The 26,946-nt window shown below is 67.0% G+C and carries 32 protein-coding genes; 11 read left to right on the top strand and 21 right to left on the bottom strand.

Annotation, left to right across the window (positions count from 1 at the left end):
* Positions 1-45 precede the first annotated feature (45 nt).
* From NF876_RS28325 to NF876_RS28265, 13 genes are all read right to left on the bottom strand, one after another.
* Positions 46-279 (bottom strand): DUF2933 domain-containing protein, encoded by a 234-nt coding sequence (locus NF876_RS28325; RefSeq protein ID WP_262271694.1) that lies wholly within the window; start codon positions 277-279, stop codon positions 46-48.
* 113 nt (positions 280-392) lie between these two features.
* Positions 393-2,792: a heavy metal translocating P-type ATPase gene (locus NF876_RS28320; protein WP_262271693.1), complete on the bottom strand. Its 2,400-nt coding sequence runs from the start codon at positions 2,790-2,792 to the stop codon at positions 393-395.
* A gap of 75 nt (positions 2,793-2,867) precedes the next feature.
* A complete protein-coding gene (locus NF876_RS28315) occupies positions 2,868-3,014 on the bottom strand; it encodes a hypothetical protein (protein WP_262271692.1) in 147 nt (48 codons plus the stop codon).
* On the bottom strand, positions 2,986-3,531 hold the full coding sequence (locus NF876_RS28310; RefSeq protein WP_262271691.1) for a Spy/CpxP family protein refolding chaperone: 546 nt from the start codon (positions 3,529-3,531) through the stop codon (positions 2,986-2,988). Before NF876_RS28310 ends, NF876_RS28315 begins: the two co-directional genes overlap by 29 nt.
* Positions 3,532-3,556: 25 nt before the next feature.
* Positions 3,557-4,039, bottom strand: coding sequence for a DUF411 domain-containing protein (locus NF876_RS28305; RefSeq protein ID WP_262271690.1), 483 nt, complete (start codon positions 4,037-4,039; stop codon positions 3,557-3,559).
* 110 nt (positions 4,040-4,149) lie between these two features.
* Positions 4,150-4,599 (bottom strand): CopM family metallochaperone, encoded by a 450-nt coding sequence (copM, locus tag NF876_RS28300; RefSeq protein ID WP_262271689.1) that lies wholly within the window; start codon positions 4,597-4,599, stop codon positions 4,150-4,152.
* A gap of 26 nt (positions 4,600-4,625) precedes the next feature.
* Positions 4,626-5,000 (bottom strand): hypothetical protein, encoded by a 375-nt coding sequence (locus NF876_RS28295; RefSeq protein ID WP_262271688.1) that lies wholly within the window; start codon positions 4,998-5,000, stop codon positions 4,626-4,628.
* Positions 5,001-5,023: 23 nt separating this feature from the next.
* On the bottom strand, positions 5,024-8,149 hold the full coding sequence (locus NF876_RS28290; protein ID WP_262271687.1) for an efflux RND transporter permease subunit: 3,126 nt from the start codon (positions 8,147-8,149) through the stop codon (positions 5,024-5,026).
* Positions 8,150-8,156: 7 nt separating this feature from the next.
* Positions 8,157-9,878, bottom strand: a complete 1,722-nt coding sequence (locus NF876_RS28285) for an efflux RND transporter periplasmic adaptor subunit (protein WP_262271686.1) — start codon at positions 9,876-9,878, stop codon at positions 8,157-8,159.
* Between the two features lie 63 nt (positions 9,879-9,941).
* A complete protein-coding gene (locus NF876_RS28280; protein ID WP_262271685.1) occupies positions 9,942-10,400 on the bottom strand; it encodes a hypothetical protein in 459 nt (152 codons plus the stop codon).
* Positions 10,401-10,537: 137 nt separating this feature from the next.
* A complete protein-coding gene (locus NF876_RS28275) occupies positions 10,538-11,038 on the bottom strand; it encodes a cupredoxin domain-containing protein (protein ID WP_262271684.1) in 501 nt (166 codons plus the stop codon).
* 10 nt (positions 11,039-11,048) lie between these two features.
* Positions 11,049-11,279, bottom strand: a complete 231-nt coding sequence (locus tag NF876_RS28270) for a heavy-metal-associated domain-containing protein (RefSeq protein WP_262271683.1) — start codon at positions 11,277-11,279, stop codon at positions 11,049-11,051.
* 62 nt (positions 11,280-11,341) lie between these two features.
* Positions 11,342-11,650, bottom strand: a complete 309-nt coding sequence (locus NF876_RS28265; protein ID WP_262271682.1) for a heavy-metal-associated domain-containing protein — start codon at positions 11,648-11,650, stop codon at positions 11,342-11,344.
* Between the two features lie 188 nt (positions 11,651-11,838).
* On the opposite strand from NF876_RS28265, the gene NF876_RS28260 reads away from it, so the two are divergent.
* The 6 genes from NF876_RS28260 to NF876_RS28235 all read left to right on the top strand — a co-directional run bounded on the left by NF876_RS28260 (position 11,839) and on the right by NF876_RS28235 (position 16,892).
* On the top strand, positions 11,839-12,249 hold the full coding sequence (locus NF876_RS28260; RefSeq protein WP_262271681.1) for a cupin domain-containing protein: 411 nt from the start codon (positions 11,839-11,841) through the stop codon (positions 12,247-12,249).
* A 91-nt stretch (positions 12,250-12,340) separates the two neighbouring features.
* Positions 12,341-12,787, top strand: a complete 447-nt coding sequence (locus tag NF876_RS28255; protein WP_262271680.1) for an EF-hand domain-containing protein — start codon at positions 12,341-12,343, stop codon at positions 12,785-12,787.
* Between the two features lie 147 nt (positions 12,788-12,934).
* Positions 12,935-13,567: a class I SAM-dependent methyltransferase gene (locus tag NF876_RS28250; RefSeq protein ID WP_262271679.1), complete on the top strand. Its 633-nt coding sequence runs from the start codon at positions 12,935-12,937 to the stop codon at positions 13,565-13,567.
* A gap of 373 nt (positions 13,568-13,940) precedes the next feature.
* Positions 13,941-14,861, top strand: coding sequence for a DUF1259 domain-containing protein (locus NF876_RS28245; protein WP_262271678.1), 921 nt, complete (start codon positions 13,941-13,943; stop codon positions 14,859-14,861).
* A 56-nt stretch (positions 14,862-14,917) separates the two neighbouring features.
* A complete protein-coding gene (locus tag NF876_RS28240) occupies positions 14,918-16,141 on the top strand; it encodes an MFS transporter (protein WP_444939750.1) in 1,224 nt (407 codons plus the stop codon).
* 373 nt (positions 16,142-16,514) lie between these two features.
* Positions 16,515-16,892: a response regulator gene (locus tag NF876_RS28235; RefSeq protein ID WP_262271676.1), complete on the top strand. Its 378-nt coding sequence runs from the start codon at positions 16,515-16,517 to the stop codon at positions 16,890-16,892.
* Positions 16,893-16,940: 48 nt separating this feature from the next.
* Here NF876_RS28235 and NF876_RS28230 read toward each other — a convergent pair whose 3' ends face one another.
* Both NF876_RS28230 and NF876_RS28225 read right to left on the bottom strand, forming a co-directional pair.
* Positions 16,941-18,092, bottom strand: coding sequence for a HoxN/HupN/NixA family nickel/cobalt transporter (locus tag NF876_RS28230; protein ID WP_262271675.1), 1,152 nt, complete (start codon positions 18,090-18,092; stop codon positions 16,941-16,943).
* A gap of 62 nt (positions 18,093-18,154) precedes the next feature.
* Entirely contained in the window at positions 18,155-18,433 is a 279-nt protein-coding gene (locus NF876_RS28225; protein WP_183450629.1) for a metal/formaldehyde-sensitive transcriptional repressor, read from the bottom strand.
* Between the two features lie 60 nt (positions 18,434-18,493).
* On the opposite strand from NF876_RS28225, the gene NF876_RS28220 reads away from it, so the two are divergent.
* The 3 genes from NF876_RS28220 (at position 18,494) to NF876_RS28210 (ending at position 20,139) form a co-directional block, all read left to right on the top strand.
* Positions 18,494-18,778: a DUF1289 domain-containing protein gene (locus NF876_RS28220; protein WP_262271674.1), complete on the top strand. Its 285-nt coding sequence runs from the start codon at positions 18,494-18,496 to the stop codon at positions 18,776-18,778.
* 92 nt (positions 18,779-18,870) lie between these two features.
* Positions 18,871-19,215, top strand: a complete 345-nt coding sequence (locus NF876_RS28215; protein ID WP_315975086.1) for a YqaA family protein — start codon at positions 18,871-18,873, stop codon at positions 19,213-19,215.
* Between the two features lie 183 nt (positions 19,216-19,398).
* Positions 19,399-20,139: an oxygen-binding di-iron domain-containing protein gene (locus NF876_RS28210; protein ID WP_262271673.1), complete on the top strand. Its 741-nt coding sequence runs from the start codon at positions 19,399-19,401 to the stop codon at positions 20,137-20,139.
* 3 nt (positions 20,140-20,142) lie between these two features.
* On the opposite strand, the gene NF876_RS28205 is transcribed toward NF876_RS28210, so the two are convergent.
* From NF876_RS28205 to NF876_RS28180, 6 genes are all read right to left on the bottom strand, one after another.
* Positions 20,143-21,330 carry an MFS transporter gene (locus NF876_RS28205; RefSeq protein WP_262271703.1) on the bottom strand — a complete coding sequence of 396 codons (1,188 nt, stop codon included), beginning with the start codon at positions 21,328-21,330 and terminating at the stop codon, positions 20,143-20,145.
* A 54-nt stretch (positions 21,331-21,384) separates the two neighbouring features.
* A complete protein-coding gene (locus NF876_RS28200; protein WP_262271672.1) occupies positions 21,385-22,815 on the bottom strand; it encodes an FAD-dependent oxidoreductase in 1,431 nt (476 codons plus the stop codon).
* A 15-nt stretch (positions 22,816-22,830) separates the two neighbouring features.
* Complete coding sequence (locus NF876_RS28195; protein ID WP_262271671.1) at positions 22,831-23,085, bottom strand: DUF1127 domain-containing protein; 255 nt, start codon at positions 23,083-23,085, stop codon at positions 22,831-22,833.
* A gap of 53 nt (positions 23,086-23,138) precedes the next feature.
* A complete protein-coding gene (locus tag NF876_RS28190) occupies positions 23,139-23,456 on the bottom strand; it encodes an ArsR/SmtB family transcription factor (protein WP_262271670.1) in 318 nt (105 codons plus the stop codon).
* Between the two features lie 229 nt (positions 23,457-23,685).
* Positions 23,686-24,381 (bottom strand): gamma-glutamylcyclotransferase, encoded by a 696-nt coding sequence (locus NF876_RS28185; protein WP_262271669.1) that lies wholly within the window; start codon positions 24,379-24,381, stop codon positions 23,686-23,688.
* Between the two features lie 601 nt (positions 24,382-24,982).
* A complete protein-coding gene (locus tag NF876_RS28180) occupies positions 24,983-25,669 on the bottom strand; it encodes a serine/threonine-protein kinase (protein ID WP_262271668.1) in 687 nt (228 codons plus the stop codon).
* Between NF876_RS28180 and NF876_RS28175 the strand changes: the two genes are divergently transcribed.
* A complete protein-coding gene (locus NF876_RS28175) occupies positions 25,653-26,213 on the top strand; it encodes an AAA family ATPase (protein WP_262271667.1) in 561 nt (186 codons plus the stop codon). The two genes, NF876_RS28180 and NF876_RS28175, sit on opposite strands and share 17 nt — an antisense overlap.
* 111 nt (positions 26,214-26,324) lie before the next feature.
* Positions 26,325-26,621 (top strand): integrase core domain-containing protein, encoded by a 297-nt coding sequence (locus tag NF876_RS43555; protein WP_373696733.1) that lies wholly within the window; start codon positions 26,325-26,327, stop codon positions 26,619-26,621.
* The last annotated feature ends 325 nt before the right edge of the window (positions 26,622-26,946 follow it).

Raw genomic sequence — 26,946 nt, 5'->3', positions numbered from 1 at the left:
CCGACGTGAGCTCGGCCAAACGCAGCCGCTCAGGCTTGGCGGCGGTCACTCGCGCTTTCCGTGATGGCCATGGCCCCCGTGCATGAACAGGTGCATGAGCGGGCAGGCCAGCAGCAGCAGATAGGGCAGGGCGGCCAGGATGTGGCCCGTGTGCGTCGCGAAGAGATAGATGCCAAGGGCAGCCAGCGCGAGCGTGACGACCCAGCCCAGCGGAGTGCCAATCCAAACCGTCCGCCAGCTCTTGGGTGAGGTCGAAGGCAGGTTCGGTACCGTGTTCATGGCGGGATCTCCGGTCAGTACAGGTCAAATCGTGGACCTTCCACGGCGAGCCTGCCTTGATCTCTCTCAAAGGCACGCCGGGCCAGGCTCCATCGGACCCGCCCGGCTCTCTGTCAGAGCCGCACCGTTCGCAAACGGATGGCATTGCCGATCACGCTGACCGACGACAGCGCCATCGCCGCGGCCGCGATGATCGGCGACAGCAGGATGCCGAAGAACGGGTAGAGGACGCCCGCCGCCACGGGCACGCCGAGCGCATTGTAGACGAACGCGAAGAACAGGTTCTGGCGGATGTTGCGCATGGTGGCCCGCGACAGCCGTCGTGCCCGCACGATCCCGGTCAGGTCGCCCTTGAGCAGGGTGATGCCCGCACTCTCCATCGCCACGTCCGTGCCTGTGCCCATGGCGATGCCGACATCGGCCGCCGCCAGCGCCGGCGCGTCGTTCACGCCGTCGCCCGCCATGGCGACCACGCGGCCTGCACGCTTGAATTTGTCCACTACGGCGCTCTTCTGGTCCGGCAGGACCTCCGCCTCGACCTCGTCGATCCCGAGCCGCTTGGCGACGGCCTTTGCGGTCGTCCAGTTGTCGCCGGTGAGCATCACCACGCGCACGCCTTCTTCCTTGAGGCCGGCGAGAGCCTCCGGCGTTGAGGCCTTCACCGGATCCGCGACGGCGATGGCGGCCGCCACGCGTCCATCGACGCCGGCGAAGATCGCCGTGGCCCCATCCTCGCGCAGCCTGTCGGCCTGGTCCGCCAATAGGCCCACGTCGACGCCGTGCTCCGCCATGAAGGCCTTGTTGCCGAGCACGATGCGTCGGCCTTCTACGGTGCCCAGCGCGCCCTTGCCGGTGGGCGAGTCGAAATCCGTCACCGGCGCAGTAGCGATGCCCTGCTGCTCGGCGGCGGCCACGATGGCCACCGCGAGCGGATGTTCGCTGGCGCGTTCCACGCTGGCGGACAGGCGCAGGACCTCGGCCTCCGTGAAGCCCGGTGCCGAAACGATGGACGTCACGGCCGGCTTGCCCTCGGTCAAGGTTCCGGTCTTGTCGACCACGAGCGTGTCGACCTTCTCCATGTGCTCCAAGGCCTCGGCGTTCTTGATCAGCACGCCCGCTTGGGCGCCACGGCCGACGCCGACCATGATCGACATCGGCGTGGCGAGGCCGAGCGCGCAGGGGCAGGCGATGATCAGCACCGACACCGCCGCCACGAGGCCGAAGGCGAGGCGCGGTTCCGGTCCCCAGACCGCCCAGGCGAGGAAGGCCAGCACCGCCACCCCGATCACGGCGGGCACGAAGTAGCCGGAGACCTGGTCGGCCAGGCGCTGGATCGGCGCGCGGCTGCGCTGGGCCTCGGCCACGAGTTGCACGATCTGCGACAGCATGGTGTCCCGGCCGACCTTCCGCGCCTCGATGACGAGGCCGCCCGACTGGTTCATGGTGCCGCCGATCACCTGGGCTCCGACCTCCTTGGTCACGGGCATCGACTCGCCCGTCACCATGGATTCGTCGACCGCGCTGCGGCCCTCCAGAACGGTGCCGTCGACCGGGACCTTCTCGCCCGGCCGGACCCGCAGGCGGGCGCCCACTTGCACGCTGTCGAGCTGGACCTCCTCCTCGATGCCGTCGTCCTGGATCAGCCGTGCGGTCTTGGGCGCCAGGTCGAGCAGCGCTCGGATGGCGCCGCTGGTGCTCTCGCGGGCGCGGAGTTCCAGCACCTGCCCGAGAAGGACGAGAACCGTGATCACCGCCGCGGCCTCGAAGTACACCGCGACCGAGCCATCATGGCCGCGGAAGGCTGCCGGGAAGATGCCGGGCGCCAGCGTCGCGACCACGCTGTAGAGCCAGGCGACGCCGGTGCCCATGGCGATCAGCGTGAACATATTGAGGCTGCGGTTCCTGATCGAGGCCCAACCGCGTTCGAAGAACGGCCAGCCCGCCCAGAGCACGACAGGCGTCGCGAGGGCGAGCTGGATCCAGTTGGAGGTCGAGCGCGGGATCAGGTGGTCGAGCCCGGTGAGGTGCCCGCCCATCTCCAGCGCGAATACGGGCAGGGTCAGGGCAAGGCCGATCCAGAACCGGCGCTTCATGTCGATGAGCTCGGCGTTCGGGGCCGCCTCGGCGCTGACGAGCACGGGCTCCAGGGCCATGCCGCAGATCGGGCATGAGCCGGGACCCACCTGCCGGATCTGCGGGTGCATCGGACAGGTGTAGATCGTGCCTTCCGGGACGGCTTCCGCCTTTGAGGCGGCGGGCTCAACGTACTTTGCCGGGTCGGCCATGAACTTCGACTGGCAGCCGGACGAGCAGAAGTAGTAAGGCTCGCCGTGGTACTGCGCCCTGTGGGACGTCGCATGCGGGTCCACCATCATCCCGCAGACCGGATCCTTCACCTTGCCGGCAGCGGCCGCAGGATCATGGTCGTGATGGTGATGCCCATGCCCGTGGTGGGCATGATGATGGTCACGTCCCTCGTGGGCCTGTCCTTCGATGGTCCGATCCCCGGTCATGGCTCACCTCGCGGTCCTGCGGAGGAATGGAGCTCGGCCTTCCCATCGTGGCAAGGTCAAGGGTGCAAGCTCGGCTTATGCGCGCCCGCGCACGGGCGCATTGACCTGCAGCAATGTGAGGTCGGCAACTTTGCGCGCGATGATACTGGTGTGATCGGGACGGCACAGGATCCGATCCGCACCTTCGTCACGGTCAGTTGTGCCCGCTCCCATGATGTCCATGGGATCCTCCGTAACCCCGGAGCTCGCCGTAGCGACGGATCTGCTCGGGCGAGAGGACCTCCAGGGTGGAAAGGTGATAGCGCAGGTGAGCCCCACGAAGTGCGCCTTGGCTCGCCCCGATGTCGGCCGTGGCGGCTTGCAAGCTCGCCGGAGTGACCGACTTGGTGGCGAACTGCCGGTCGAGGTCGGTCTCCTGTGCGATCAGGCGCTCGCCAAGCGGTATCGTTTCCGCCTTCATGGCCGCATGGAGCTCCTCGACGCGGGCGCGTTGCTTCGCGTTCAATCCGAGCCGGTCGCCGAGCTCCAGGACATGCACCGGGCCGGGATAGCCGTTGAGTTCCGCCGGCAGCGCCAGGCCCATGCCGCGCCCTGAGCGAAGGTCGGCGATCTGCTGCTCGGACAACGCCTTGACCGGCCGTGTCTCCAGGCCGGAATAGGGCGAGGCGGGCGCATGCTGGGCCTGGGCGGCACCGGCGGCAACGAGCGCTGCGGCAAGAGCGAGCAAGAGACGTGTCATCGATGATCTCCTTTGGAAGCTCAGGTTAGAGCAGACGCGCGCCTTCGTAGCGGGCGAAGGTCTTGCGGCCCGACGGTCCGAACAGGACCACTTCGTAGGTCTCCGGCGCCATGCCCTCCATCTCCATCCCGGGCGAGCCCATCGGCATGCCGGCGACGGCCAGTCCCTTGCCCATGGGCTTCTCGGCCAGCAGGCGCTTGATTGCGTCGGCCGGCACATGCCCCTCGATGACATAACCGCCGATCTCGGCGGTGTGGCAGGAGGCAAGGTCCTGCGGCACGCCGAGGCGCACCTTGACCCGGTTGATCTCGGGTGTCTCGATCACGTTGGCCGTGAAGCCGGCCTGGCGCAGGTGGTCGACCCAGCCGGTGCAGCAGCCGCAGGTCGGATCCTTGCTGACGACGATCTTGGGAAGATCCTGAGCTCGCAAGGGACGGGAATACGCCAGCAGGGCGCATGCCGCCAGAGTGGTGACGAGGCTGCGCCGGGTCATGTGCGTCGTGTTCATGGGAGCTCCTTTCCTTCCATCCAACGCTGAAGGCAGCGCCGGATGGCAAGGCCAGATGTCGCGTGGCCGTCACGCTGGTCGGCACGGGCACGCGGTTCGTTGCCCGACCGCTACTTGCCGTTCTTCTTCAGCCACTCCTGCATCTCGGCGATCTCCTTTTCCTGATCGTCGATGATCTTCTGGGCCATCTTCTTCGTTTCGGGATCTTTCGCGTGCTTGAGGGCGACCTTCGCCATCTCGACGGCGCCCTGGTGGTGCGGGATCATGTGCGTGCGGAAGTCCACGTCCGGGTTGCCGGTGTAGGGCACGTGCATGTTGCGCATCATCTGCATGTCCGCCGCCTTGAAGTCCTTGGTCGACGCCGGATCGTTCGGGGACGGCATCATGTCCTTCATCATATCCTGCATCATCGTCTGCATCGCCGCTGGGTCCATGTTGCCCATGGGCATGGCGCCGGACATCGGCATGCTGCCATGGCCCTGGTGCGAGGTCTGCGCGACCGCCACGCCGGCCAGGGTGGTGATCGCGAGGGCGGCGATGGTCTTGCTGATGGTCTTCATCGTTTTCTCCTTGGCGCGAGGGGTGGTCAGTTGTTGACGAAGCGGGCCTGGACGGCGTGGCCGTCGGCCATGGTGGCCGAGACGACCACGCGGGCGCCCGACCCGAGCGGCTGGGCCAGGGCGCCGACGAGCCTGTTGGGCTCGGCCGGCTGGAGCGGGACGGTCGCCGTCTTGCCGCCGTCCTGCACGATGGCCCGGGCGTTCTTGGCGCCTGCCGATGCCAGCGGCTTGTCGTCCGCCTCGGTGAGAAAGAGGACGAGCTCGGAGCCCTTGGCGACCATCTCGACGTGGTGGCCGGCGCTGTCGACGACGGGGCCGCCGTTCGGGCCCTTGGCCATCTCGTGCGCGGCTGTCGTGAAGGGGGCGGCTGCGATGGCCAGGGCGAGGATGAGATGTTTCATGGTGGTTCTCCTTGTGTCGTGGATCAGAAGGCTTCCGCCGGGGTGAGGCTGCCGGCGCGGCCCTCGCGGCTGGCCTGGATGCGCTCGAGGGGCTTGCGGCCGAAGGTCAGGAACAGGACCGGGGTGAGGAAGGTGTCGATCAGCGTCGCCGAGATCAGCCCGCCGAAGATCGTGACCGCCACCGGGTGCAGGATCTCGCGCCCGGGCTCGTCCGCCCTCATCAGGAGCGGGATGAGGGCGAGGCCGGCGGAGAGCGCCGTCATCAGCACTGGGGTCAGCCGCTCCAGGCTGCCGCGGATCACGAGGTCCTTGCCGAACTGCTCGCCCTCGTAGAGCGCGAGGTTGATGTAGTGCGAGACCTTCAGGATGCCGTTGCGGGCCGAGATGCCGGCGAGCGTGATGAAGCCGATCATCGACGCGACGGAGAGCGGCTGCCCGGCGATGGTGAGCGCGATCACGCTGCCGATGAGCGCCAGCGGGATGTTGCCCATGATGATCAGCGCCAGGGCCGGCGACTGGTAACGGCTGTAGAGCACGACGAACACCATCGCGAGCGACAGGAGCGACAGCGCCCCGATCCGGAGCGTGGCCTCCTCCTGCGCCTGGAAGGTGCCCTCCAGGTGGGTGACGTAGCCCTGCGGCCACTGCGTCTCCCCGGTGATGCGGCGGATGTCGGCGATGATGGCCGCCATGTCGCGCTTGCCGTCCGTGTTGCCGAGGACCGCGATCCGGCGCTGGCCGTTCTCGCGCAGGACCTGGTTCGGCCCGTCCGTCTCCTGGACCGACGCGATCATGCGCAGCGGCACATGGCCGGTCGGGGTGGCGATGAGCAGGTCGCCGAGGCCGGTGGTGGAGCGGTCCTGGTCGGACAGGCGCATCACCACGTCGAAGCGGCGATTGCCCTCGGCGATCTGCGAGACCGTGCGCCCGTTCGACATCGTCTCCAGACCTTGCGTCACCGTCGCCGGCGTCAGGCCGTAGAGGGCGGCCTTCTCGTAGTCGACGTCGATGCGCAGCTGCGGGATGCGCACCTGCTTCTCGACCTGGAGGTCGACGAGCCCTTCGACGCCGGTCAGCCGCTCGCGCAGGCCTTCCGCCAGGGTGCGCAGGGTGTCGATGTCCTCGCCGTAGATCTTCAGCGCGATCTCGGCGCGCACGCCCGAGAGCATGTGGTCGAGGCGGTGCGAGATCGGCTGGCCCACGTTGAGCGTTGCCGGCAGGACGGCGAGACGGGCGCGGATGTCGCCCATCACCTCCTCCTTCGAGCGCTCCGACCGCTTCAGGTCGACGTCGATCTCGGAGGAGTGGACCCCCTCGGCATGCTCGTCGAGCTCGGCCCGGCCCGTGCGGCGCCCGACCGAGATCACCTCGGGCACGTCCTTGATCAGGCCTTCCGCCACCAGCCCGAGGCGGTGGCTCTCGGCGAGCGCGATGCCGGGGTTGTAGGCGAGGCTGATCGTGAGCGTGCCTTCGTTGAACGGCGGCAGGAAGGCCCGCGGCAGCAGCGTCGCCCCGTAGGCCGCAAGTCCGACACCCAGCAGGATGGTGGAGAACAGGAACCCACGGTGTCCGAAGGCCCAGCGCAGCAGGGCGGCGTTGCCGCGCTTGAGATGCCGCACGACGAAGCTGTCGTGCTCGTGGCTTTTCACCCGCCCGGAGAGCAGGTAGTAGGCCAGCACCGGCGTCACCGTGATCGAGGTGACGAGCGACGCCAGGATCGACACGATGTAGGCCACGCCGAGCGGCGCGAAGAGGCGCCCCTCGATGCCGGACAGCGCGAAGAGCGGGATGAACACCAGGATGATGATCATCGTGGCGTAGACGATGCCGGAGCGGACCTCTTGGGATGCGGCCGCGATCACCTCCAGCACCGGCCGCGGATCGGGAAGCTCCCGGTTCTTCTTCAGCCGGCGCAGGATGTTCTCGACGTCGACCACGGCGTCGTCGACGAGCTCGCCGATGGCGATGGCCAGACCGCCCAGCGTCATGGTGTTGATGGTGAGACCGAAGGCGTTGAACACGAGCACGGTGACCAGGATCGAGATCGGGATCGCGGTGAGCGAGATCACGGTCGCCCGCACGTTCATCAGGAACAGGATCAGGATCACCGCCACGACGGCAGCCGCCTCCAGCAGCACGCGCTTCACGTTGTCGACCGAGGTCTCGATGAAGGTGGCCTGCCGGAATTGCAGGTTCGTGGCCGACACGCCCTGCGGCAGCGTCTTCTGGATCTCGGCCAGAGCCGCCTCGATCTTGCCCGTGAGGTCGACCGTGTCGGCGCCGGGCTGCTTCTGGATCGAGACGATCACGGCGGGCTTGCCCTGGAAGCCGGCGTCGCCGCGCTTCACCCGTGGGGCGAAGTCGACCTGCGCCACCTGGCGCAGGAAGACCGGCTGGCCCTGCTTGTGGACCACCACCGTGTTGCGCAGGTCCTCCAGGCGCTTGGTGACGCCCACGTTGCGGATCAGGTACTCGCGTCCGTGCTGGTCGACGAAGCCGCCGCCGGTGTTGGTGCCGAAGCGGGTGACCGCGGCCTCGATCTGCTCGTGCGTGACATCGAGCGCCTGGAGGGCCGCGATGTTCGGCGCGATGCGGTACTGCCGGACCTCGCCGCCGATGGGGATCACCTGGGCGACGCCGGCGATGGTGAGGAGCTGCGGCCGGATGATGAAGTCGGCGATCTCGCGCACCTCCATCGGCGAGATCGTGTCGCTGGTGACCGCGACCAGCATGATCTCGCCCATGATCGAGGTGACCGGCCCCATCTGCGGGGTGACGCCGGTCGGGAGCTGCTCGCCCACGAGCGCCAGGCGCTCGGCCACGAGTTGGCGCGAGCGGTAGATGTCCGTGCTCCAGTCGAACTCGACATAGACGATGGAGAGACCCACACCGGAGACGGAACGCACCCGGGTCACGCCCGGCATGCCGTTCATTGCGGTCTCCAGCGGGTAGGTGACGAGCTGCTCCACCTCCTGCGGCGCGAGGCCCTCCGCCTCGGTCATCAGGGTGACGGTCGGCCGGTTGAGGTCGGGGAACACGTCGACGGGCACGCGCGGCAGGATCCACGATCCGTAGGCGACAAGCACGAGCGCGGCCGCGATGACGAAGAGCCGGTTCTTCAGGCTGCTGCTGACGAGGAAATTGAACATCGCCGCCTCAACGGATCTGGTTGATGAGCTCGGAGCCGCGGACCACGATCCGCTCGCCCTCGGCGACGCCGGCCCGGATCACGATCCGGGTGGCGTCGAAGGGCTCGGTCCGGACGGGACGTGCCTCGAAGCGCTCCGGATCCGTGTGGCGCCACACCACCGCCTCGCCGTTGGCGCCGCGCACGACCGCATCCCGGGGCATGATGATGTCCCTGACGGAGGTCCCGTTCTGCGCGAACACGGAGACCGGCGAGCCGACCGACAGGTTGCCCGGCGGGTTCTCGACGGCGAACTGCACCACGGTGGCCTGCTGCTGCATCGCCTTGCTGAAGCCCTGGAACGCGAGCTTCAAGGGCGTGCCGTCCACGGCCGTGGCGCTGGCGCCGGTGACCTTGGCGGGATCGATCTCGCCGTAGACGAGCGCCTCGACCCAGAGGCCCTTCGGGTCGACGATCCGGAAGATCACGTCTTGGGAAGCGACGACCTGGCCGGCGACGACCCGCGCCGCGGCGATGGTGCCGTCGATGGGGGCCAGCAGGACCTCGGGCTCGATGCGGGTCTGGCGCACGATCTCGCGGCGGCGGCGCAGGCCCTCCAGCTCGGTCTCGGCGTCGGTGACCTGGCTCGGCGGGGCGACGCCTCGATCCGAAAGCTGGCGCACGCGCTTGAGCTTGGTCTCCGCGACCGCGATCTCCTGCTCGATCTCGCCAACGCGCTCGGACAGCGTGGTGCGGTCCGCCTGGGGCACAGCTTGCTCGACCAGGGCCAGCACATCGCCCTTCCTGACCGCCTGCCCGATGCGGCGGAGCCCCTTCTCGGGAGCGATTATGCGTCCGCCGTTGATGCTCTGCACGAGGCCGGAGCGGTTCGGGTCGGCGATGACCCGTCCGATCAGGCTCACGGCCTTCTGCGCCTCCTCGGGCTTCGAGACGGTCGTCCGCACGTTGAGCAGGCGCTGGCTCGGCTTAGGCACGAACACCGTGCCGTCCGGCAGGCGGCGCGGGGTGTCGCCCGCCGGGAGGGCGGCCTTGGCGGCCTCGGCCCCATGGTCATGTCCCTCGTGGGCGAAGGCGTAGGCCGTCGAGACGACCAGCACGACCAGCGCCAGGCCCGCAACCGGCACCAGCTTTCGCCGGCTCCGGGCCGCCAGGCCGAGCAGGAAGCCGAGCACGAGCGCGACGCCGGCGATCATGTAGGGCGTGGCGACCTCGATGCTGCCGAGCCGAACGGTTGGCGTGTTCTGCAAGACCTGAAGCGGCGAGGCCCGCCCCGGGGCAGGAGCCGCGGCAACGGGCTTGGCGGGCAGCTGCAGCGTGCCGAGCAGCAAGTCGTCGCCACCTGGCGCGGTGACGGCGAAGATGAGCTCCAGCGAGCCTTCGCCCGCGAACTTGGGCGACGTCACCGTGTAGGTGCCGTCCGGCGCCGCCTCGGCTTGGATCTCCTCGTCGCCGCCGACGGTCACCGCGATCTTGGCATCGGTCACGGGCTCGTTCGAAGCGAAGCGGTCGAGATAGATCCCGAGGCGGTCGCCGCGGAGGACGCCGACGAGCTCGTAGGCATCTGACTGGGCAGTCACCCGTGGAGTGTTGGTGGTGACCGCAACGGGCGGCGGCGCGCCGTGGTCATGCCCCTCATGGGCAAGCGCAGTCGCGGCGATGGTGGTCATAAGGCCCAGGCCGATCAGCATGGCCTGGAGGCGGCGCATGGCGCCGTTGGAACGGGTAAACATGGGGAAGGTCCCGGATCACAAGCACGTCGTCGGGAGCGACGCGGCTTTAAGCCGGTCGCTCGGTTACGCGATGCTGGGGGTTCGTGGTGGGCGCTTGAGGCCATCGAGGCTCAGGCCCGTGCCGTTCTGGGACGTGGGCAGGAGCGCGATTGCGATGCCCATCGGCGCGGAGATCGCATCCAGGCCCAACGGGGCCATGGCGACCGGGCAGGCGCTGGTGCAGCAAGGGCCTTCGAGGCTGGCTTTGGACGGCTGGTGGTCGGGAGCGCTCGCGTCCGCCTCATCAGCTTGGGCATGGAGATGGTCCACCCCGTCGCCGTGAGCATGCGCCGCCTGGTGGACGTGTGCCCCGGCCCCATGCAGGTGGCCCTGTGCGGCGGAGGCCACCGGCTGGCAGTCGGATGCGCCCAGCCCATGCCGGTGCATGCCCGCCAGCGCGCCGCTGTGGAGCACGAACGACGTCATGGCCACGAGCATCACGCTCGTGATCAGGCGCCGGAAGTGGGTCCACAGGGTGTTCAACGATTCGCTCCTGACATCGGGAAATGATCTGACGGGCGACAGGTTTCCAGACGGTTACCTCGACGGACTTTATGGCCTTTGTGGGATCGGCCGTGAGGGCCGTTATGGCGGATTCGGTTGCCACGGCCAACCCAGCCTTATTTCACCACCACGGTCCCGACCATGCCCGCCTCACGGTGGCCCGGGATAAGACAGGCGTACTCGAACGTGCCGGCCTGGGTGAACTGCCAGCGCAGCACACCGGAGGTCTTCGGCCCCAAGCGCTTGGCGTTCGGATCCTCGCGGGCCATGTTCGGATGGGAAGCCATGGCCTCGGCATGCACCCGGTTCGCCTCGACGGTGCCGATGACGAGCTCGTGGTCGAGTTCGCCGCCGTTTCGCAGCACGAACTGGACCTGCTCGCCCTTGGCGACCTCGATGCGCTCCGGAGCGAACGCCATGCCGCTGTCGGTCTCCTTCATCACCACCTGGACGACGCGGCCACCCTTGGCGGGATCGCCGGGGCGTCCGTAGGCCACCTCAACCGCATGGTCATGCCCAGCATGATCGTGGCCGGCGGGGCTCGGGTCAGCCCAGGCCACCGAAGCCGGCGCGAGGGCTAATGCCATGGCCGCCAGGATCCTTGGAAGAGCCTGCATGGCGATCTCCTTATCCGAGGGGCTGCAGGACGGGCTCGGCGTCAAAGCCGGCCTCGCGCAGGGTTCGCAGCAGTGCGGACTCGTAGTGCCGTGAGACGACCTCGACGGTGCGGGCCATCAGGTCGGCCTCGACGCGGGCGACCCCGTCAATGGCGTGGAGGGCGCTGGTCAGGGCGGCGACACAGCGGTCGCACATCATCTGCGGGATGTGGAAGAGGTTGTGGGCCTGGAGGAGGTGCATGGTCCGGGTCCTTGGTTGGGGTCAGGCAGCGGGAACCGGCGAGGCCTGGATCCCGCCTGGGCTCATCCGAGCGCCGGAACAGACGGGGTGTAGCCGGCGCCGACGATCAGGGCCTCGACCTTGGCAAGGTCGCGGGTGCCCCGGATCCAGACGAGCTTGGTGGCGGGATCCGCCTGCACGCTGGCGCCGGGGAGGCCAGCCTCGACGGCCTTGGTGATCGTGCTGGCGCAGTGCCCGCAGGTCATGTCCTCGACCCTGAGGGTCACGGCAGTGGGATCGCGCTCGGCGGTGGTGCCCGATGGAACCTGGTGGGTATTGCATCCGCACATGGGAAAACTCCGGTTGGTGTTGACGATGGGCAGACGGTGCACCTTCCCATCATGGGAAGGTCAAGCGCGTTTTTACAAGGCAGTGTGATGTCTCCATGATCGGGTGACGCCGGGCCCGACGGGCAATGCCCACGAAGAGCCACGGGCGGACAAGGCACGGTTGTTGACAGGCCCCGCGGACGGGCGTGGAATTCTGTTTGCTGGGGTGGCCTCTTGCCTGGGAGGAAACCATGGAACAGCTGAACCGTCGCCACGCGTTGCTCGGCCTTGCGATTGCGTCCACAGGGATCCCGGCGCGGCCTGCCGCCGCCCAAAGCTCCGGTGCACCAGAGGGAAGGGAGATTGCTCCCGGCGTCCGACGCGTGGACTACACCAAGCGCGAGACGATGATCCCGAACTACAAGACCGTCTCGATGCGGGACAACATCTACCAACCGGGCGCAGGCACCAGCGGTTCGAGCATGTCCAACGACATGGTCTGCCACATGCTGGAAGGCGAGCTCACCGTCAACACGGGCGCGGGCGACACCGTCTACAAGAAGGGCGACGTATGGTCGTGCGCCAAGGGGATGCCGGAGTACAGCAAGAACACCGGCACCACGGTCGCGATCATGCGGGTGATCGACCTGCTTCCTGCGTAGCAAGAAGCCCCGCCACGGCGGGGCTGTGCGTTTTCAAGCCGATGCCCTGACTGGTGTTCAGATCGCATCCGGCAATGGCAAGGAGGATCCGATGACCTTGACCACATTCTCCACCGCAGCCGCCCTGGCCGCTATGTTCTCAGTTGGCATGACGGCAACAACTTCCGCGCAGACCGCCGCAGGCGATCCCCACCATCCCGAGACGATGCTCACGCAGGCGATGCCGCCGTCCGGCATGATGGGCCAAGGCATGGGAGCGCAGCCGGCCCAGTCCAGCATGCCACCTGGTCAGCCCGCCATGATGTGCGGGATGATGCAGCCCGGCATGATGGGCCAAGGGATGATGGAACGCGGCATGACGGGCATGCCCGGCCCCGCGCCGATGAAGATCTTCTTTGCCATCGCCGATGCGAACGGCGACGGCGGGCTCTCCTTCGACGAGGTGACCGCCATCCACAAGCGGATCTTCGACAGGGTCGACGCCAACAAGGACGGCAAAGCCACGCCCGAGGAAATCCAGGCCTTCATGCGGGAGTAGTCCACGTCAGCGCGTCGCCGCTCGGGCGGCGGGGTCGATCTTCGTGCCCCGCCGCAGATCAGGCGTTCCTCATCCATTAGATCCCTGACGAAAAGTCTCACGGGTGATCAACGTCTGCATCCTCGCCAACCGTACCGGGAGATCACGATGCCTGACGCGCGGCAGGAGCATTGGAACACCATCTTCACGACCAAGGCCGAGGAGGCGGTGAGCTGGTACCAGGCGACGCCGGAAACCTCCCTGCGCCTGATCCACGCCTGCGGCCTTCCCAAGGATGCAAGCATCCTCGACGTTGGGGCAGGGGTCTCGCGCCTGCCGGACGCTCTTCTCGCGGAAGGGTTCGGCACCATCGCCGTGCTCGACATTTCGGCCGCCGCCCTGGCGAAGACCAAGGCCCGGCTGGGCGACAAGGGACGGGTGGTTCGCTTCATCGTGGCCGATCTGGCGGAATGGCAACCCGACCTCACCGTTGACCTCTGGCACGACCGGGCGGTCCTGCACTTCCTGACGGAGCCGCAGGACCGGGCCGCCTATGCGGATGCTCTCCGCCGGGTGGTGAAACCAGATGGCTTCGCCCTGATCGCAGGCTTTGCCCCGAGCGGGCCTGAGCGCTGCAGCGGCCTGCCTGTGCTGAGGGCCGGCGCAGATGTCATCGGAGCCCTTCTCGGTCCCGACTTCGATCTGCTTGAGGCATTCGAAGAGGACCACCGAACGCCCTTCGGCGGCCGCCAGCGGTTCGTGTTCATCCGGTTCCAGCGGCGCTGGTCGAGTTCCGCTTGAACAGCCCGGGCCAGCACTTGGCAGAGTGCCCCTGGAACATGGGGCGCGGCATGGGCTTGCGCGTGGTTCAGTATGGCGATTGGGAGCAATCACTCTCATGCCTGCTGTCCTTGCTGGCCAACCGATTGACAGACAGAGGACATCGTCTTCTAATTCCCACATGGGGGCTGCGATCCCCTCATGAGGCGACATGCCCAAGCATCGCGTCCAGCTCTCTTTCAGCGAGGACGCATCGCCATGCCGGCAGCCAACATCATCTCCAATGGAAAGCAGTTCCGGCTGAGCGGCGCAGGTCCTGCCGCCGATCCACGGCTGATCTCACTCGCTATCCGCCCATGAGCGGGAGAAACGGGGGCGACACAGGGAGAGCACGATGCGGATCCTGACAACCGTTGCAGTTCTTGGACTACTTGTCGGCCCGCCCGCCCTGGCTGCCGAGGATTGGCAGCAGCAAATCGCCAGTGGCCTCGGCAAGCAGGGGAGCGAAATGCCCGGGGGCGTGTACCGGGTCGGCCTGCCGCGGACCGACCTCAACGTCACGCTCGATGGGGTAGCCATCAAGCCAACCCTGGCGCTCAGCTCCTGGCTTGCCTTCAAGGCGATGGGCGACGAGGTGATGGTCATGGGCGACCTCGTCCTGACCCAGGAGGAGATCAATCCCGTGCTGACCCGCCTAGAGCAGGGTGGCGTGGAGATCACCGCCCTGCACAATCACCTTCTGCGCTCCGCGCCGGCCACGATGTACGTGCACGTGCACGGCCATGGGGATCCAAGCAAGCTGGCCACGACCCTGCGGGAGGCCCTCAACGCCAGCAAGACGCCGTTCGGAGCCGAGACCGCCGGGATCACGCCGCAAGCCGCAACGCAGGCATCGACAACGGCGTCCACGGGGCAGCTACCTGACCTCGATACGGCTGCCATCGACCGGACGCTCGGACGCAAGGGCAAGGTCAATGGCGGCGTTTACCAGGTGAGCGTGCCCCGGGCGGAGGCGGTCAAGGACGGTGGCATGGAGGTGCCGGAGGCGATGGGCTCGGCCATCGCGATCAACTTCCAGCCGACCGGACAGGGCAAGGTGGCGATCACGGGCGACTTCGTGCTCACCGCCGACGAGCTGAACCCGGTCATCAAGGCCCTGCAATCGAACGGGATCGAGGTGACGGCGGTGCACAACCACATGCTCAACGATGAGCCGCGCCTGTTCTTCATGCACTTCTGGGCCAATGATGAGGCCCCGAAGCTGGCGAAGGGGCTGCGGGCCGCGCTCGACCAAGTAAAGGTGGCCAAGGGTTGACCGACACGGCCCAAGGAACCGGTCTCCAGGACCGCGCAAACGGGACGGCTCCGCGGATGGGAGCAGCGGCCTTTGCTGTGGAAGGCTCCCGGCTCCCGCCTGACATCAGGCGAGTTCTCGTGGCCCGGTCCCTTCGCGCCTTCGGTGATGGTTACGTAGCCATCCTGCTGCCGGTGCATCTCTCACGCCTCGGCTACGATGCCTTCGGCGTCGGCCTCATCTCGACCGCATCGCTTCTGGGCTCCGCCCTGTTGACGCTCGCCCTTGGTCTGGTTGCCTACCGGATCCCGCGGCGTCGGGTCCTGCTGGCCGCAAGCCTCCTGATGGCTGCGACCGGACTGGGATTTGCCGGGATCGAGGCGTTCTGGCCGCTGCTCGTGATCGCCTTCGTCGGGACGCTCAACCCTTCCGGCGGCGACGTCAGCGTCTTCCTGCCCCTGGAGCACACCGTCGTCTCGCACGTCGTCGCCGACGAGGACCGGACGGCGGCGTTCGCCCGCTACAGCTTCGTGGGAGCCTTCTTCGGTGCTCTGGGAGCGCTCTCGGTTGGCGTGGTGGACTGGCTCGCCCCGGTCATCGCACCATCGGCCACGGTGACCGCCTTGTTCGGATTGTATGCGACCATTGGGCTGCTTACGTTCCTTCTCTACCGCCACCTGTCGCCTCAAGTGGAAGCCGGCACCGACAGCCCGCCCGCGCCGCTGGGTCCCTCGCGCGGCATCGTCTACCGGCTGGCAGCCCTGTTCTCGGTCGACGCCTTTGGGGGAGGGCTCGTCATCAACGCGTTGCTGACGATCTGGCTCAGCGAACGGTTTGGTCTCGGTGTCGCCACCATCGGGGCGATCTTCTTCGTCACCAGCCTGTGCTCGGCGGTGTCGTACTTCGCGGCGGTGCCGCTGGCGAAACGGTTCGGGCTCATCAACACGATGGTGTTCACGCACCTGCCGTCGAGCATCTTCCTGATCCTGACCACCTTCGCGCCGACGATCTGGATCGCGTTCGGGCTGCTGATCCTGCGGGGCCTGCTGTCCCAGATGGATGTCCCAACCCGGTCCTCGTATGTCATGGCGGTGGTGCGGCCTGAGGAGAGGCCCGCCGCGGCGAGCGTAACCGCCGTGCCCCGGAGCTTGGCATCCGCCGTCGCCCCACTCCTGTCCGGCTGGCTGCTGACGGTGTCACCGTTCGGCTGGCCGCTCGTGCTCGCGGGTACCCTGAAGGCGGCCTACGACCTGACCCTGCTGCGTCAGTTCTCGGCCATCAAGCCGCCGGAGGAGCGCTGATGCGGCCGGGACGGGGAGGTCGAGAAGGGGACGGTGGCGTCACAGGAGGAACCAATGGGTACCTCGGTGAAGTGGTTGCTGGTGCTGGCCGCCTTGGTGGTGACCACCGTCGTCCTTTGGCTGCTTGGCATGTCCTACGTGCTCACCGATTGATCAGGCGCCGGTCAATGTCCTGCAAGGCCCAGACGACTCCGGGGACCTCTCGTGGTTGAGCCCAATCCCGCGAACAGCCTCTGCGGCAGGGCCGTTCACCAACATATGTGAGTGCGGAGCTGACGCCTATGATTAAGGTTAAGGTGGTGGCAATCTCGTTATCCTCGCCAAGGCTCAGGACCTCGCGGGCACTGCGCGGCACAGCCTTGGAGGTGCATTCATGGCATCCGGCGACCTAAAGCGTTCCATCCTCGTCGTCGAGGACGAGGCGATGATCAGCATGCTCCTGGAGGACATGGTCTTGGACTGCGGTGGCCGGATCGTAGGACCAGCGGCGACATTCGACAGTGCCATGACGCTGGCCCGCGACGCGGAGTTCGACGTCGCCGTTCTTGACCTCAACCTGGGAGGCACCCTCAGCTATCCCATCGCCGAGGTGATCCGGGGCCGCGGCATCCCGATCATCTTCGCCACCGGGTACGGCGCGAACGGGCTCCGGGACAGCTTCCGGGATTGCCCGACGCTCCAGAAACCATTCAGCCAGAGCGATTTTGCCCGGGTGGCGGCGGCGGCCTGCTCCCAACTGCCGAGCAACTGAAAGCAAGGCCAACCGCCGCACCCCTGAGAAGTCCAGAAGACCGGGCCCTTACGACAGGGCTGTCGCCGGGGCCGCGAGGTCGACGGCGCCCTGGACCAACATGATCACGCCGAGTACGCCCACGAGACCGGCAGACGCCAATGGCAGGCGGCGGAGCAGTCGGTCAGAGAAGTTGATCCGCTTGGAGGCATGCTGAATGCCCCAGGCGGCGGCGACACCGATGGACACCATCGTGATCGCCAGCCCCAGGCTGAAGGCGGCCACCGTGGCTGCGCCCAGGGTAAACTGGCCGAGCTGGAGACAGATCAGCAGCACGGTGATCGAGGCCGGGCAGGGGATCAGGCCGCCCGTGATGCCGAACAGCGCGATCTGGCCCGTCGTGACGTTGCCGCCGTTGGCCGCAAGCTGGCGGGCGATCTGCTCGGCGTGCTCGCGCTCATGGGCGTCCTCGTCGTGCTCGGCGTGATCGTGATGGTGCTCATGCCCGTGATCGTGCTCGGCAAAGCTCACCTTGTAGGTGTGAGCGTGATCGCCGTGCGACAGACGCACCCGGGCCGCGAACGCGTGCGGCTCCGGGATCTCGCCCACGGATTCGAGGTAGCCGTCCCGCTCGACGAAGCGGAACCGCTCATCCGAGCCGTCACCGCGGTCGGTTTCGACCAGCACATCCTCGGCCTTCCATGGGTTGCCACTCACGGTGCGCAGGCGCCAGCGGGGCGGCACGCCGTCCTCGAAGATCGCGAGCTCCACGACGCCATGGCCCGTGTCGATGGTCCGGACCTCGTCGTGATGATGGTGGTGATCGTCGTGACCATGGCCATGGTGATGGTGCCCATGATGGTGACGATGGAACCAGCCGATGCTCTGGCCGGTGCGCCAGAACATCCAGGCGGCGATGCCCAGGATGATCACGCCCGAGGCGATCAGCAGCCAGGCCTCGAAATGCGAGTTCAGGATTTCCTTGCCGAGCGACAGGCCGAGCATGGCCACGATCCAGACCACGAGGGAATGGGAGAGGGCGGCGCAGACGCCGAGCAGGATGGCCTGTCCGATGGTGCCGCGGATCGCCACGATGTAGGCGGCCATCATGGTCTTGGAGTGGCCGGGCTCCAGCCCGTGAAGGGCACCGAGTAGGACGGCAAAGGGTAGGTACAGCCAGCCGTTGCCGCCGGACTGAAGAAGTTGAGCAATATCAGGCATTGGGTTTGGTTTTCCAGGAATGTCTTGCGACGGCGGTCATCATTCAGTCGTCGGGAACGGCGTCATTTCAGGTAGGTGCGGACCACCTCGATGAGCTCGGCGGCGCCCTTGGCCCGTTCCGGGTCCGGCTCATGCGCCGGGTCAACGACGTGGTTGCGGATATGATCCTCCATCAGCTCCGCCGTCAGGCCGTTCACGGCCCCGCGCACCGAGGCCACCAGCATGAGCACGTCCGCACAGCCGAGCTCCGCCTCAAGCGCGCGTTCAATGGCTTCGACCTGACCTTTGATCCGGCGGACCCGGCCGAGAAGCTTCGTTTTCTCTTTGATCGTGTGGGACATGCGGCCTCCTCGCTGATGGCTTGCATCATATAGGGGGCTACCCTATCTGGGTCGAGCGCGATGTTTGCCGCAGACCGGGTTGAGGGCGTGAATAAAGACAATCCTTGTATTTCCGTGTGCGAGTTCGACAGGCGGACCGGTTGGTGCCTCGGCTGCGGGCGAACGATCCCCGAGATCCGGGAATGGCGGAACCTGACGCCCTATCGGCGTACGGCCCTCCTGCGCGAGCTGCCCCGGCGCGTGAAGCAGGTCCGGGCAGACAGTAAAGCGTCCACGGATCGAGGTGCTGGTCGGGGACGACGCCGCACGTTCCGGGTTCCGTCCGGGGCCGAACAGTCGAACTGATGGCGCATCTGCCCGATTACCTCGGCCTCTTCGGGGCCGGCTTGCTGTCGGCGACGGTCTTCCCGTTCTAGTCCGAGGTGATCCTGTTCGGCATGCTGATGGCCGAGCACTACCACGTCGGGCTGCTGGTTCTGGCTGCGAGCCTCGGCAACATCCTGGGGGCCTGCGTGAACTGGTTCCTGGGTCGGTTCATCGCCCAGTTCGAGGGCCGGCGATGGTTTCCGGTTACCAGGAAACAGGTCGCCAAGGCCGAGGGCTGGTACCGACGCTACGGGCGCTGGACGCTGCTGCTGTCGTGGGGGCCAATCATCGGCGAACCCCTCACTATCGTGGCCGGGGTGCTGCGCGAGCCTTTCCCCGTGTTCCTCGCCCTGCTCACCGTGGCCAAGACGGCCCGCTATGTGGCGGTCGCCGCGGTCACCCTCGGATGGATGTAGCTGTGGATTTCCAAATCGCGGCCATGGCTGGAACCGGCAGTCGATCATGGGAGCCTGACTGGAACCGGTACCGAACACGCGCGGGCGAGGCTAACCCCCGTTGCCGGCCGTCGCTGCCGCATTTCCGGACGGAAAACCGGTTCTAATCCATGCTGGCGCAGGGGCAGACCAGGGAGCAGTCCGATGGAAACCCGCATCGACGAGATCGGCGACCGCATCTACCGCCTCTCGACCTACGTGCCCGACATCGTGCCGCCGGCCGGTTTCACCTTCAACCAGTTCCTCATCCTCGGCGAGGAGCCGATGCTGTTCCACGCCGGTTTCCGGCGCATGTTCCCGATGGTGTCGGCAGCGGTGTCCCGTCTCATGCCGGTTGAGCACCTGCGCTGGATCACGTTCGGCCACTACGAGGCCGATGAATGCGGGGCCATGAACGAATGGCTGGCCGTTGCCCCGAACGCGCAGGTCGCGCATGGGGCTACGGGGTGCCTGGTGTCGCTGAACGACATGGCAGACCGTCCACCGCGCATTCTGGCGAATGGCGAGGTGATCGACATCGGCGGCAAGCAGATCCGCTACATCGACACGCCTCATGTTCCGCACGGCTGGGATGCCGGGGTGATCTACGACGAGACCAGCCGGACGTTGTTCTGCGGCGATCTCTTCACGCATCTGGGCAACGGCCCCGCGCTCACGGAGAGCGACATCGTGGGGCCCGCGCTTGCCGCCGAGGACATCTTCTACGACACGAGCCTTGGCCCGAGCATTGCGCCGACGGTGAGACGACTGGCGGATCTGGCCCCGCGCACCCTGGCCCTGATGCACGGCTCGTCCTATGTCGGTGACGCCGTCGCCGCGTTGCGTGACCTGGCCGGTGCCTATGACCATCGCCTGCGCGCTGTGATGGCCGAGGTGCCGGCCTAGGCATCAGCCCTTCCGGGCGGTCACCCAAAGCAGGCCTACGAGGCCGAGGTTCAGGCAAGCCAGCCCGGCCAGGGCGAGGAGCGCTGCGTCCGCGCCATTCCACTCGATGAGGACCGCGCCGATGGATGGCGACAGCGCTTGTGCAAGGAGGCTTGGCATGGCGAGCCTGCCCATCAGCGAGGCGTACCCGAAGGGTCCGAACAAGGCGAGCGGGAGCGTGCCCTTGGCGATGGAGCCGATCCCATTGCCGGCGCCATAGAGCGCCAACGCCAGGGCCAGGATTGGGAAGCCGGCGGCAAGCAGGGTCACCCCGGTCGCGACCAAGGCCACGGACGCCACCATGGTCCAGATCGGATGGTAGTGACGACCGAACGCCATCTCCACGATCCTCGCCCCGACCTGGGACGGCCCGACCAGCGCCCCGAGGGCGACGGCTCCCGCGAGCTCCAGGCCATGGGCCTGCAGGAAGGTCAGCAGGTGCACCCCGATCATCGAGGCGGTCACGGACCCGAGCGTCAGGACAGCGGCTAGCAGCAGGAAGGCCCGCGTTCGCCGGGCTCCGGTCAGGATAGCCGTGGACGCGGCTTCGGAAGCGTTCCCGGACGGCTTGCCATCCGGCCTGGCGGCCTGGATGCCAGGCAGGACAAAGGCGTGCAGCGGGAGCGAGACGAGGACCTGGAGCGCGGCGTAGACCGTGCAGGCGCCGCGCCAGCCAAAGTGCTCGACGAGCCAGGCGCTCATGGGCCAGCACACGGTGCTGGCAAAGCCGCCCCACAGGGTCAGGGTGGTGATCGCGCCCCGCGCCTGCTTGCCGTAGAGGCGGCCCACGGTGGCGAAGGCCGCGTCGTAGAGCCCCGATCCCATGCCGACGCCGATTAGAAGCCAGGCCATGAAGTACACTGGGAGGCTGTGGGCCAGCGCTAACAGCGCCAACCCCGATCCCAAGAGGACCGAGCTGCCGATGAGCACCGGGCGGCCGCCCTTGGCGTCGATGGTACGCCCGACCCACGGCGCGACCAGGCCCGCCGCGAGCAGGCCAGCGGACAGCCCGCCCACGACCCAGGCCAGCGACCAGCCGGTGTCGGCGGCCATCGGCTTCGCGAGCACCGCGGGCAGGTAGTAAGACGATCCCCAGGCGAGGATCTGGGTGACGCCTAGGGCGGAGATGACCACCCGCGGGCTTGGTTTCAGGGTGGAAGGATCCTCCACCACGGCCTCGGCTGCAGAGTTCGACACGCGCGGATCTCAGCAGCAGCCGGCGCGTTCCGCAACCTTCTCCGGCGCCTTCGCGGGACCGCAGCCGCAACCGGACTTGCTCTCGGCCTTCGCCTCCGCATCGGCGACGCAGCAGGCGTCGACCTGCGCCGGGGCGGGGCCGCCGCAGCAGCCCGACGAGGCCGGCGCCCCATCGGCCGGGAGGCTGGTCGGGCACACGCCCGTCTCCGGCAGGACGAGGTGGACGTCGTCCGCCGCGGCGAGGTCGCCGGCGATGGCTGCCACGACCGAACGCACCTGCTCATATCCTGTCAGCATTAGGAAGGTCGGCGCACGGCCGTAGCTCTTGATGCCGACCGTGTAGAAGCCCGGCTCCGGATGGGCGAGCTCGCGATGTCCGTGCGGCGGCACCGACCCGCAGGAGTGCAAGTTCGGGTCGATCAGCGGGCCGAGCGCCTTCGAGCTCTCCAGCCACGGGTCGAGATCGAGCCGCAGCTCGCGGTTCAGGTTCAGGTCCGGGCGCTGCCCGGTGGAGACCACGATCCGGTCGACCGGGCCGAGCTCGCGGATGCCCTGCGCCGTCTCGCCTGCGACCATTACCTGGTCGCCATTCGCCTTCACGCGGGTGGCGGAGAAGCCGGCCACCAGGGTGACCCGCCCGCTGTCGACGAGCGCCTTGAGGCGGGACCCGAGCTCACCGCGGGCCGGAAGCTGGTCGGCGCTGCCGCCGCCATAGACCCGCATCAGGTTCTCGCCGCGGGTCGCCCACACGATGGAGGTCTCAGGGTTCCGTTCCGCCAGCCGGGCGAGGTCGAGGAGGACGTTGGCGGCCGAGTGCCCGGCACCGACCACCAGGGTCGTCCTGCCCTCGTAGATGGAGCGGTCGCGCCCGAGCACATCCGGGATGCCGTAGGCGATGCGGTTCGCGTTCTCGGCCTCACCCTCGGCGAGGATGCCGCCCGCGCCGAGCGGGTTCGGCGCCGTCCACGTGCCGGAGGCGTCGATCACCGCCCGTGCCAGGTCGCGCCGGATCGCGCCGTTGCCGTTCGAGACGGCGAGGACGAACGGCTTGGTCTCACGCCCTCGGCTGAGCACCTTGTCGGCGCCCTGGCGGGTGATCGCCTTCACCTTGGCACCCGTCTCGATCACCGCCGCCATCTCGGGCGTCTCGGCGAGCGGCTTGAGGTAAGCCTCGTACAGGTCCGATCCCGTCAGCATCGCCTGGCCGGGCGGCTCCTGCCAGCCATGGGCCTGGAGCAGCGTGCGCGCCGCCGTGTCGGTGTTGTACTCCCATGGCGAGAAAAGGCGGACGTGGCCCCAGTCGCGGACGTTGGCGGCGACGGTCGCACCCGCCTCGTAGACCTTCACGGGAAGGCCCCTTTGGATCAGGTGGGCGGCGGCGGCCAATCCGACCGGGCCTGCGCCGATGATGGCGACGGGAAGGGCATCAGACGAGGTCATGGGAGGATTCCTTGGTCAGCAGCAGGAGGCGGGACGGGGAGAGAACCCGTCGCGCACGCGTTCGATGAAGACGCGTCCGTGGCAGCACAGGATCTTCAGCATCCGCGAGGGATCGCGGTGGCGGGGCTGGGCCAGGACGGCGAGGACGTCCGCCCGATCAAGGCCGATGTCGCGGAGGAGATGATCGTCGAGCTCACTGAGGGCAACGACGTGCCGGCGGATCCGGGCCGCGCGGGCAAGATGGAGGCCGAAGGGAAAGAAACCAGGCATCTGTCTGTCCTTTTTATATTTCCAGTACTATCGAAATAACCGGCAAAAGATAATCAGGCGGCGTTCTCCGCCTGGGCTCCGCATCCGGCGTCGGCGCAGCACTCGTTGGCTAGGAAGCCGATGAGGCCGTTCATCGCCGGGTAATTGGCCCGGCAGATCAGGGTCGTGGCCTGCCGCTCCTGCGTCACCAACCCGGTCAGCAGGAGCCGCTGGAGGTGGTGCGAGAGCGTCGACGGCGGGATGCCGATACGCTCCTGGATCTGCCCGACGGGCAGGCCTGCCTCACCGGCGCGGACGAGGGTGCGGTAGACTTCGAGTCGGGTGGTGTTCCCGAGCGCTTCGAGCTGCTTGGCTGCTTGTTCGGCGTTCATGGAAATAAGATGAAGGGATCCAGACCTCCCGTCAAGCGATATCTCTAGTTTCATCGAAATACCTTGCGACACATGGACGAGCAGGCGTCATGACCGCCCAGACTTCCTCGTCTTTGCACGGCCGCTCCATCGTGTAGGGCATCTACGAGAAGCGCACCGGCAGCGTGCAGTACCTGGTCGCCGATCCGGAAACAAAGACAAGGGCCGCTGAGCCACGCCGACCGGTCGCTCAGCCCCGGTGCTCGCGCACTTGCTGGGCGATGCGGTTCAGATGATGGTCGTGGATCCCGAACCCCTCCAGGCCATGGATGGTGTCGAAGAGATAGTCCCGGCAGGAGCCGAGCGCCCCGCAGGCGGTGGCGATCACCCGAGCCGTATCGGCCTCCGAAGCGGATCGGACATAGTTCGGAGCCTTGCGGTTGATCGTGAAAGCGACGCCGAACGTGTCTTCGGGTAGGTCGGAGCCGTGCAGCCTGACCCAGCGCGGCACATAGGCACCCGTCACCATCTCGCGCCGCCAGACCAGTTCAAGCTCGGCCTCCGCCTCGGCGCGGGCGATGCGGAAGGCCACGCCCCGGCAGGAGCCGCCGCGGTCGAGCCCAAGCACCAGGCCGGGGGCCTCCGGGGTGCCGCGCCCGATGGGCGTGGACAGGCAGAACTCGCGGTGCCAGCCGCGGATCGGGACCGGCTTCTGCTCGACATGGTGGAAGGCCGGGTTCCAGATCAGGGAGCCATAGCCAAACAGCCAGACATCGCCCGGCGCGGGTTGCGCGTCTAGGGTCGCCTGGAGGGATGCATGCCGCGCGGCATCGCTCAGCACGGGCAGATTGATCCCGGAGCGGGCGATCATCTCATGCACGAAGCCATCCCGGAGGGTTTCCCGGGTCAGGCGATGAGATCGCTTCGGCGCGGCAGATCCTTCCATTCCAATCTCCACTGGGTCGGCACTCGCGTGGCGTGGGGGCCGGTTCCCTACGGCTCTCTGCATGCCATCCGTCGGTATGTAAGTCTTCGGGGGCTGGTATGTTCATGCCGCCGGCGCATGGCAGTGTCACGCATGCTGCGCCGGCTCGAACAAGTGACGCTTGGTCGACCGTTGGGGGGTATTGCGGCGCGGGCGGGTTCGTGGACAGGCCCTGGTTCAAGGTCAGGCTGTCGTTGATGGCGCTTAATGCCACGCCCCGCCAACGCTCCTTCTCGTAGCCGGCCCTCTTGCGGATTGTGTTTCAAACCCCATATCAGGCTTACCCCAGCGGACATTGTTGTGGACTTTGAGGGCGGCGGGCGTCACCGCCGGCTTCGATGAGGCTGTGCCAGGACGGGTGTACTCCGGCCCGGCCTGTTCCTGCGCTTGTCTGACGATGCAGGCGCCCGTCTGGTACCCCATCAGCCCAGGCCCGTAGTGCGCGAGGCAGAGATGCGAAGGCATCCTGTCCGTTCGCCCCGGAGCCTGGGCCTTTTCGTTTGGGCCGCACCGAGATGCGTCTGTCCTCCGTAGCGGGGCGGAGGAGCCATATGCCTCCGCTCTACGGTAGATCGCCGGCCGTAGCGACGTTGCCCCTGCCTCCCCGTGTTCCGCTGCGGTTTGCCCGATCGCGGCGGGCAGGGGCAGCGCGCCCAATGGTGGTTTCGGCGATGACTCGGTCCATGTGCTCGCGCGCCTCACGCTTCGTTCCGAAAGTGCCACATAGTTCCAATTGCCTGCGGGAGCCGCTGAAAAACTCGACCTTGGGGTGACGGCCGTTGACATAGCGGACGGATTCGACCCGGCCGGTACTCTCACAAGTCCATTCGTTGTCGGACACGCGCACCCAGCGGCGGGCCAAGCCCAAGCGTTCCAGGGCTTCGCGGAATGCCGCCGCGCTGGCGTAGCGCCGTGCTGGGTCTGGATCACAGGCCCTCCTCAGGATCGACTTGAGCGCCCTCGGCAGGTAGGGCTTGAACCCGATTCTCCGCGCCATTGTCCCGTTGCGAAGATCCGTCTGCCAAGCCCCGGCATCATCGATCACGGTTCCCCAACCCGGCATGTTGTTGGCCACCCGCAGCAGGGTCAGGCCAGCGGCGAAGACATCGCCCAGCGGCGAGAACTCCCCCGAGTTGACCGCCTCGGGCGCAGCATGAAACTGGTAAAACAGGTCGGTCACCCTGATCCCAGTCTGCGGTTGGATGATGGTGCCGAAGTCGGAGAGCTTCGCCTTGTTCGGCGCGAGCATGATGTTCGCCGGCTTCACGTCCCGATGCACGATTCCCCGCGTGTGGGCGTGCTCCCAGACGAGTGTCGCGCTCCGCAAGGTTTTCGACGAGGCCAAGGCCGCCGCCCCGTCGCTTGTGGTGCTGGAGGAGATCGACGCTGCAGCGGCCGCCAGGGGACCGATGAGCCATGACCACAAGATTGAGGAAATCACCGAGCTTCTGAAGCTGGTCGAGAAGGCATCCCGGAATGGGATCCTCGTGATCGCGACAACGAACCGCCGCGATGCACTCGACCCGGCCATCCTCCGGCGCGGGCGCTTCGACCATTCGATTGAGATCGGCTACCCTGGTGCGGACGAGGTCCAGCTGGCCGTAAAACATCTGCTGGCGGAGCGTCGGCACGCAGATATGCCGAACCTGCCCAACATCGCCACCAAGCTGGCTGGACGCCCGATGAGCGATATCGAGTGGGTGGTGAACGAAGCAGCGCGGCGGACAGCCCAGGCCAAGAGAGATGAGATCACCGAGTTCGATCTGATGGCGGCTGTGGCTCGGTTAGGTTGAAGTTACTCTGGGGCGCGCAACGTCGGCGCCAGCCTCGCGCCTGCTGACCTAGATCTCTGATCGAGGGTGCTATTCGGACGGCCGTCGCTGGATTTCGAGAGCGCATGCAGAATGCGTACGCGCTTGCCCGGCGAAACCAGGGTCTTGCGGCAGGCCCGGCAGGCCCTTGACGCGTGGCAAAGGGATTACAACGCCATCCGACCCCACTCAGCCTTGAAAGGAATGACCCCGACCGACTGTACCAAGCACACACCCAGACAACTGCAATCGGAAGGAGTGGCTCTTCCCGTTGCTCCGACCGCCAACAACGGGCATCAATCAACCAGCGGATCCAGCTCTGAGCGGAGGATACTCAGGGCTCACGTCAGGACCCATCCTTTCCAGCTGATACAATCACTCCGTCCATAATTGCAACTACAGGGTGGAAGTCTCTCCTGGGGTAATTGACTTTCGGTTGAGCAACGGTTAGTTGCCGTCTAAACATTATAACAAGACACAAAGCGTCTCCAGGCGCTTTCTTCAGGGCATGGCAGAGTAGCCGCGATGATTATCGGACCGGGGAGAGACACAAGTTCCGAGTTGGTTCGGCAGAAGAAGCTAAACCGCGTCCAGTTTGAGAACCATGGTTTTTGGGGCTTGGATTGGCGGTGGGCGTTCCCATCTGAGGCACTTTCCTCGGATACGGTCGGTCTCATGCTACGGGTTGATTGTGAACGCTGGGGTCAAACACCGG

Source organism: Microvirga yunnanensis, assembly GCF_025460875.1.
Note: the sequence above shows the minus strand (reverse complement) of the source record. Positions and strands in the feature narration are given on the sequence as shown.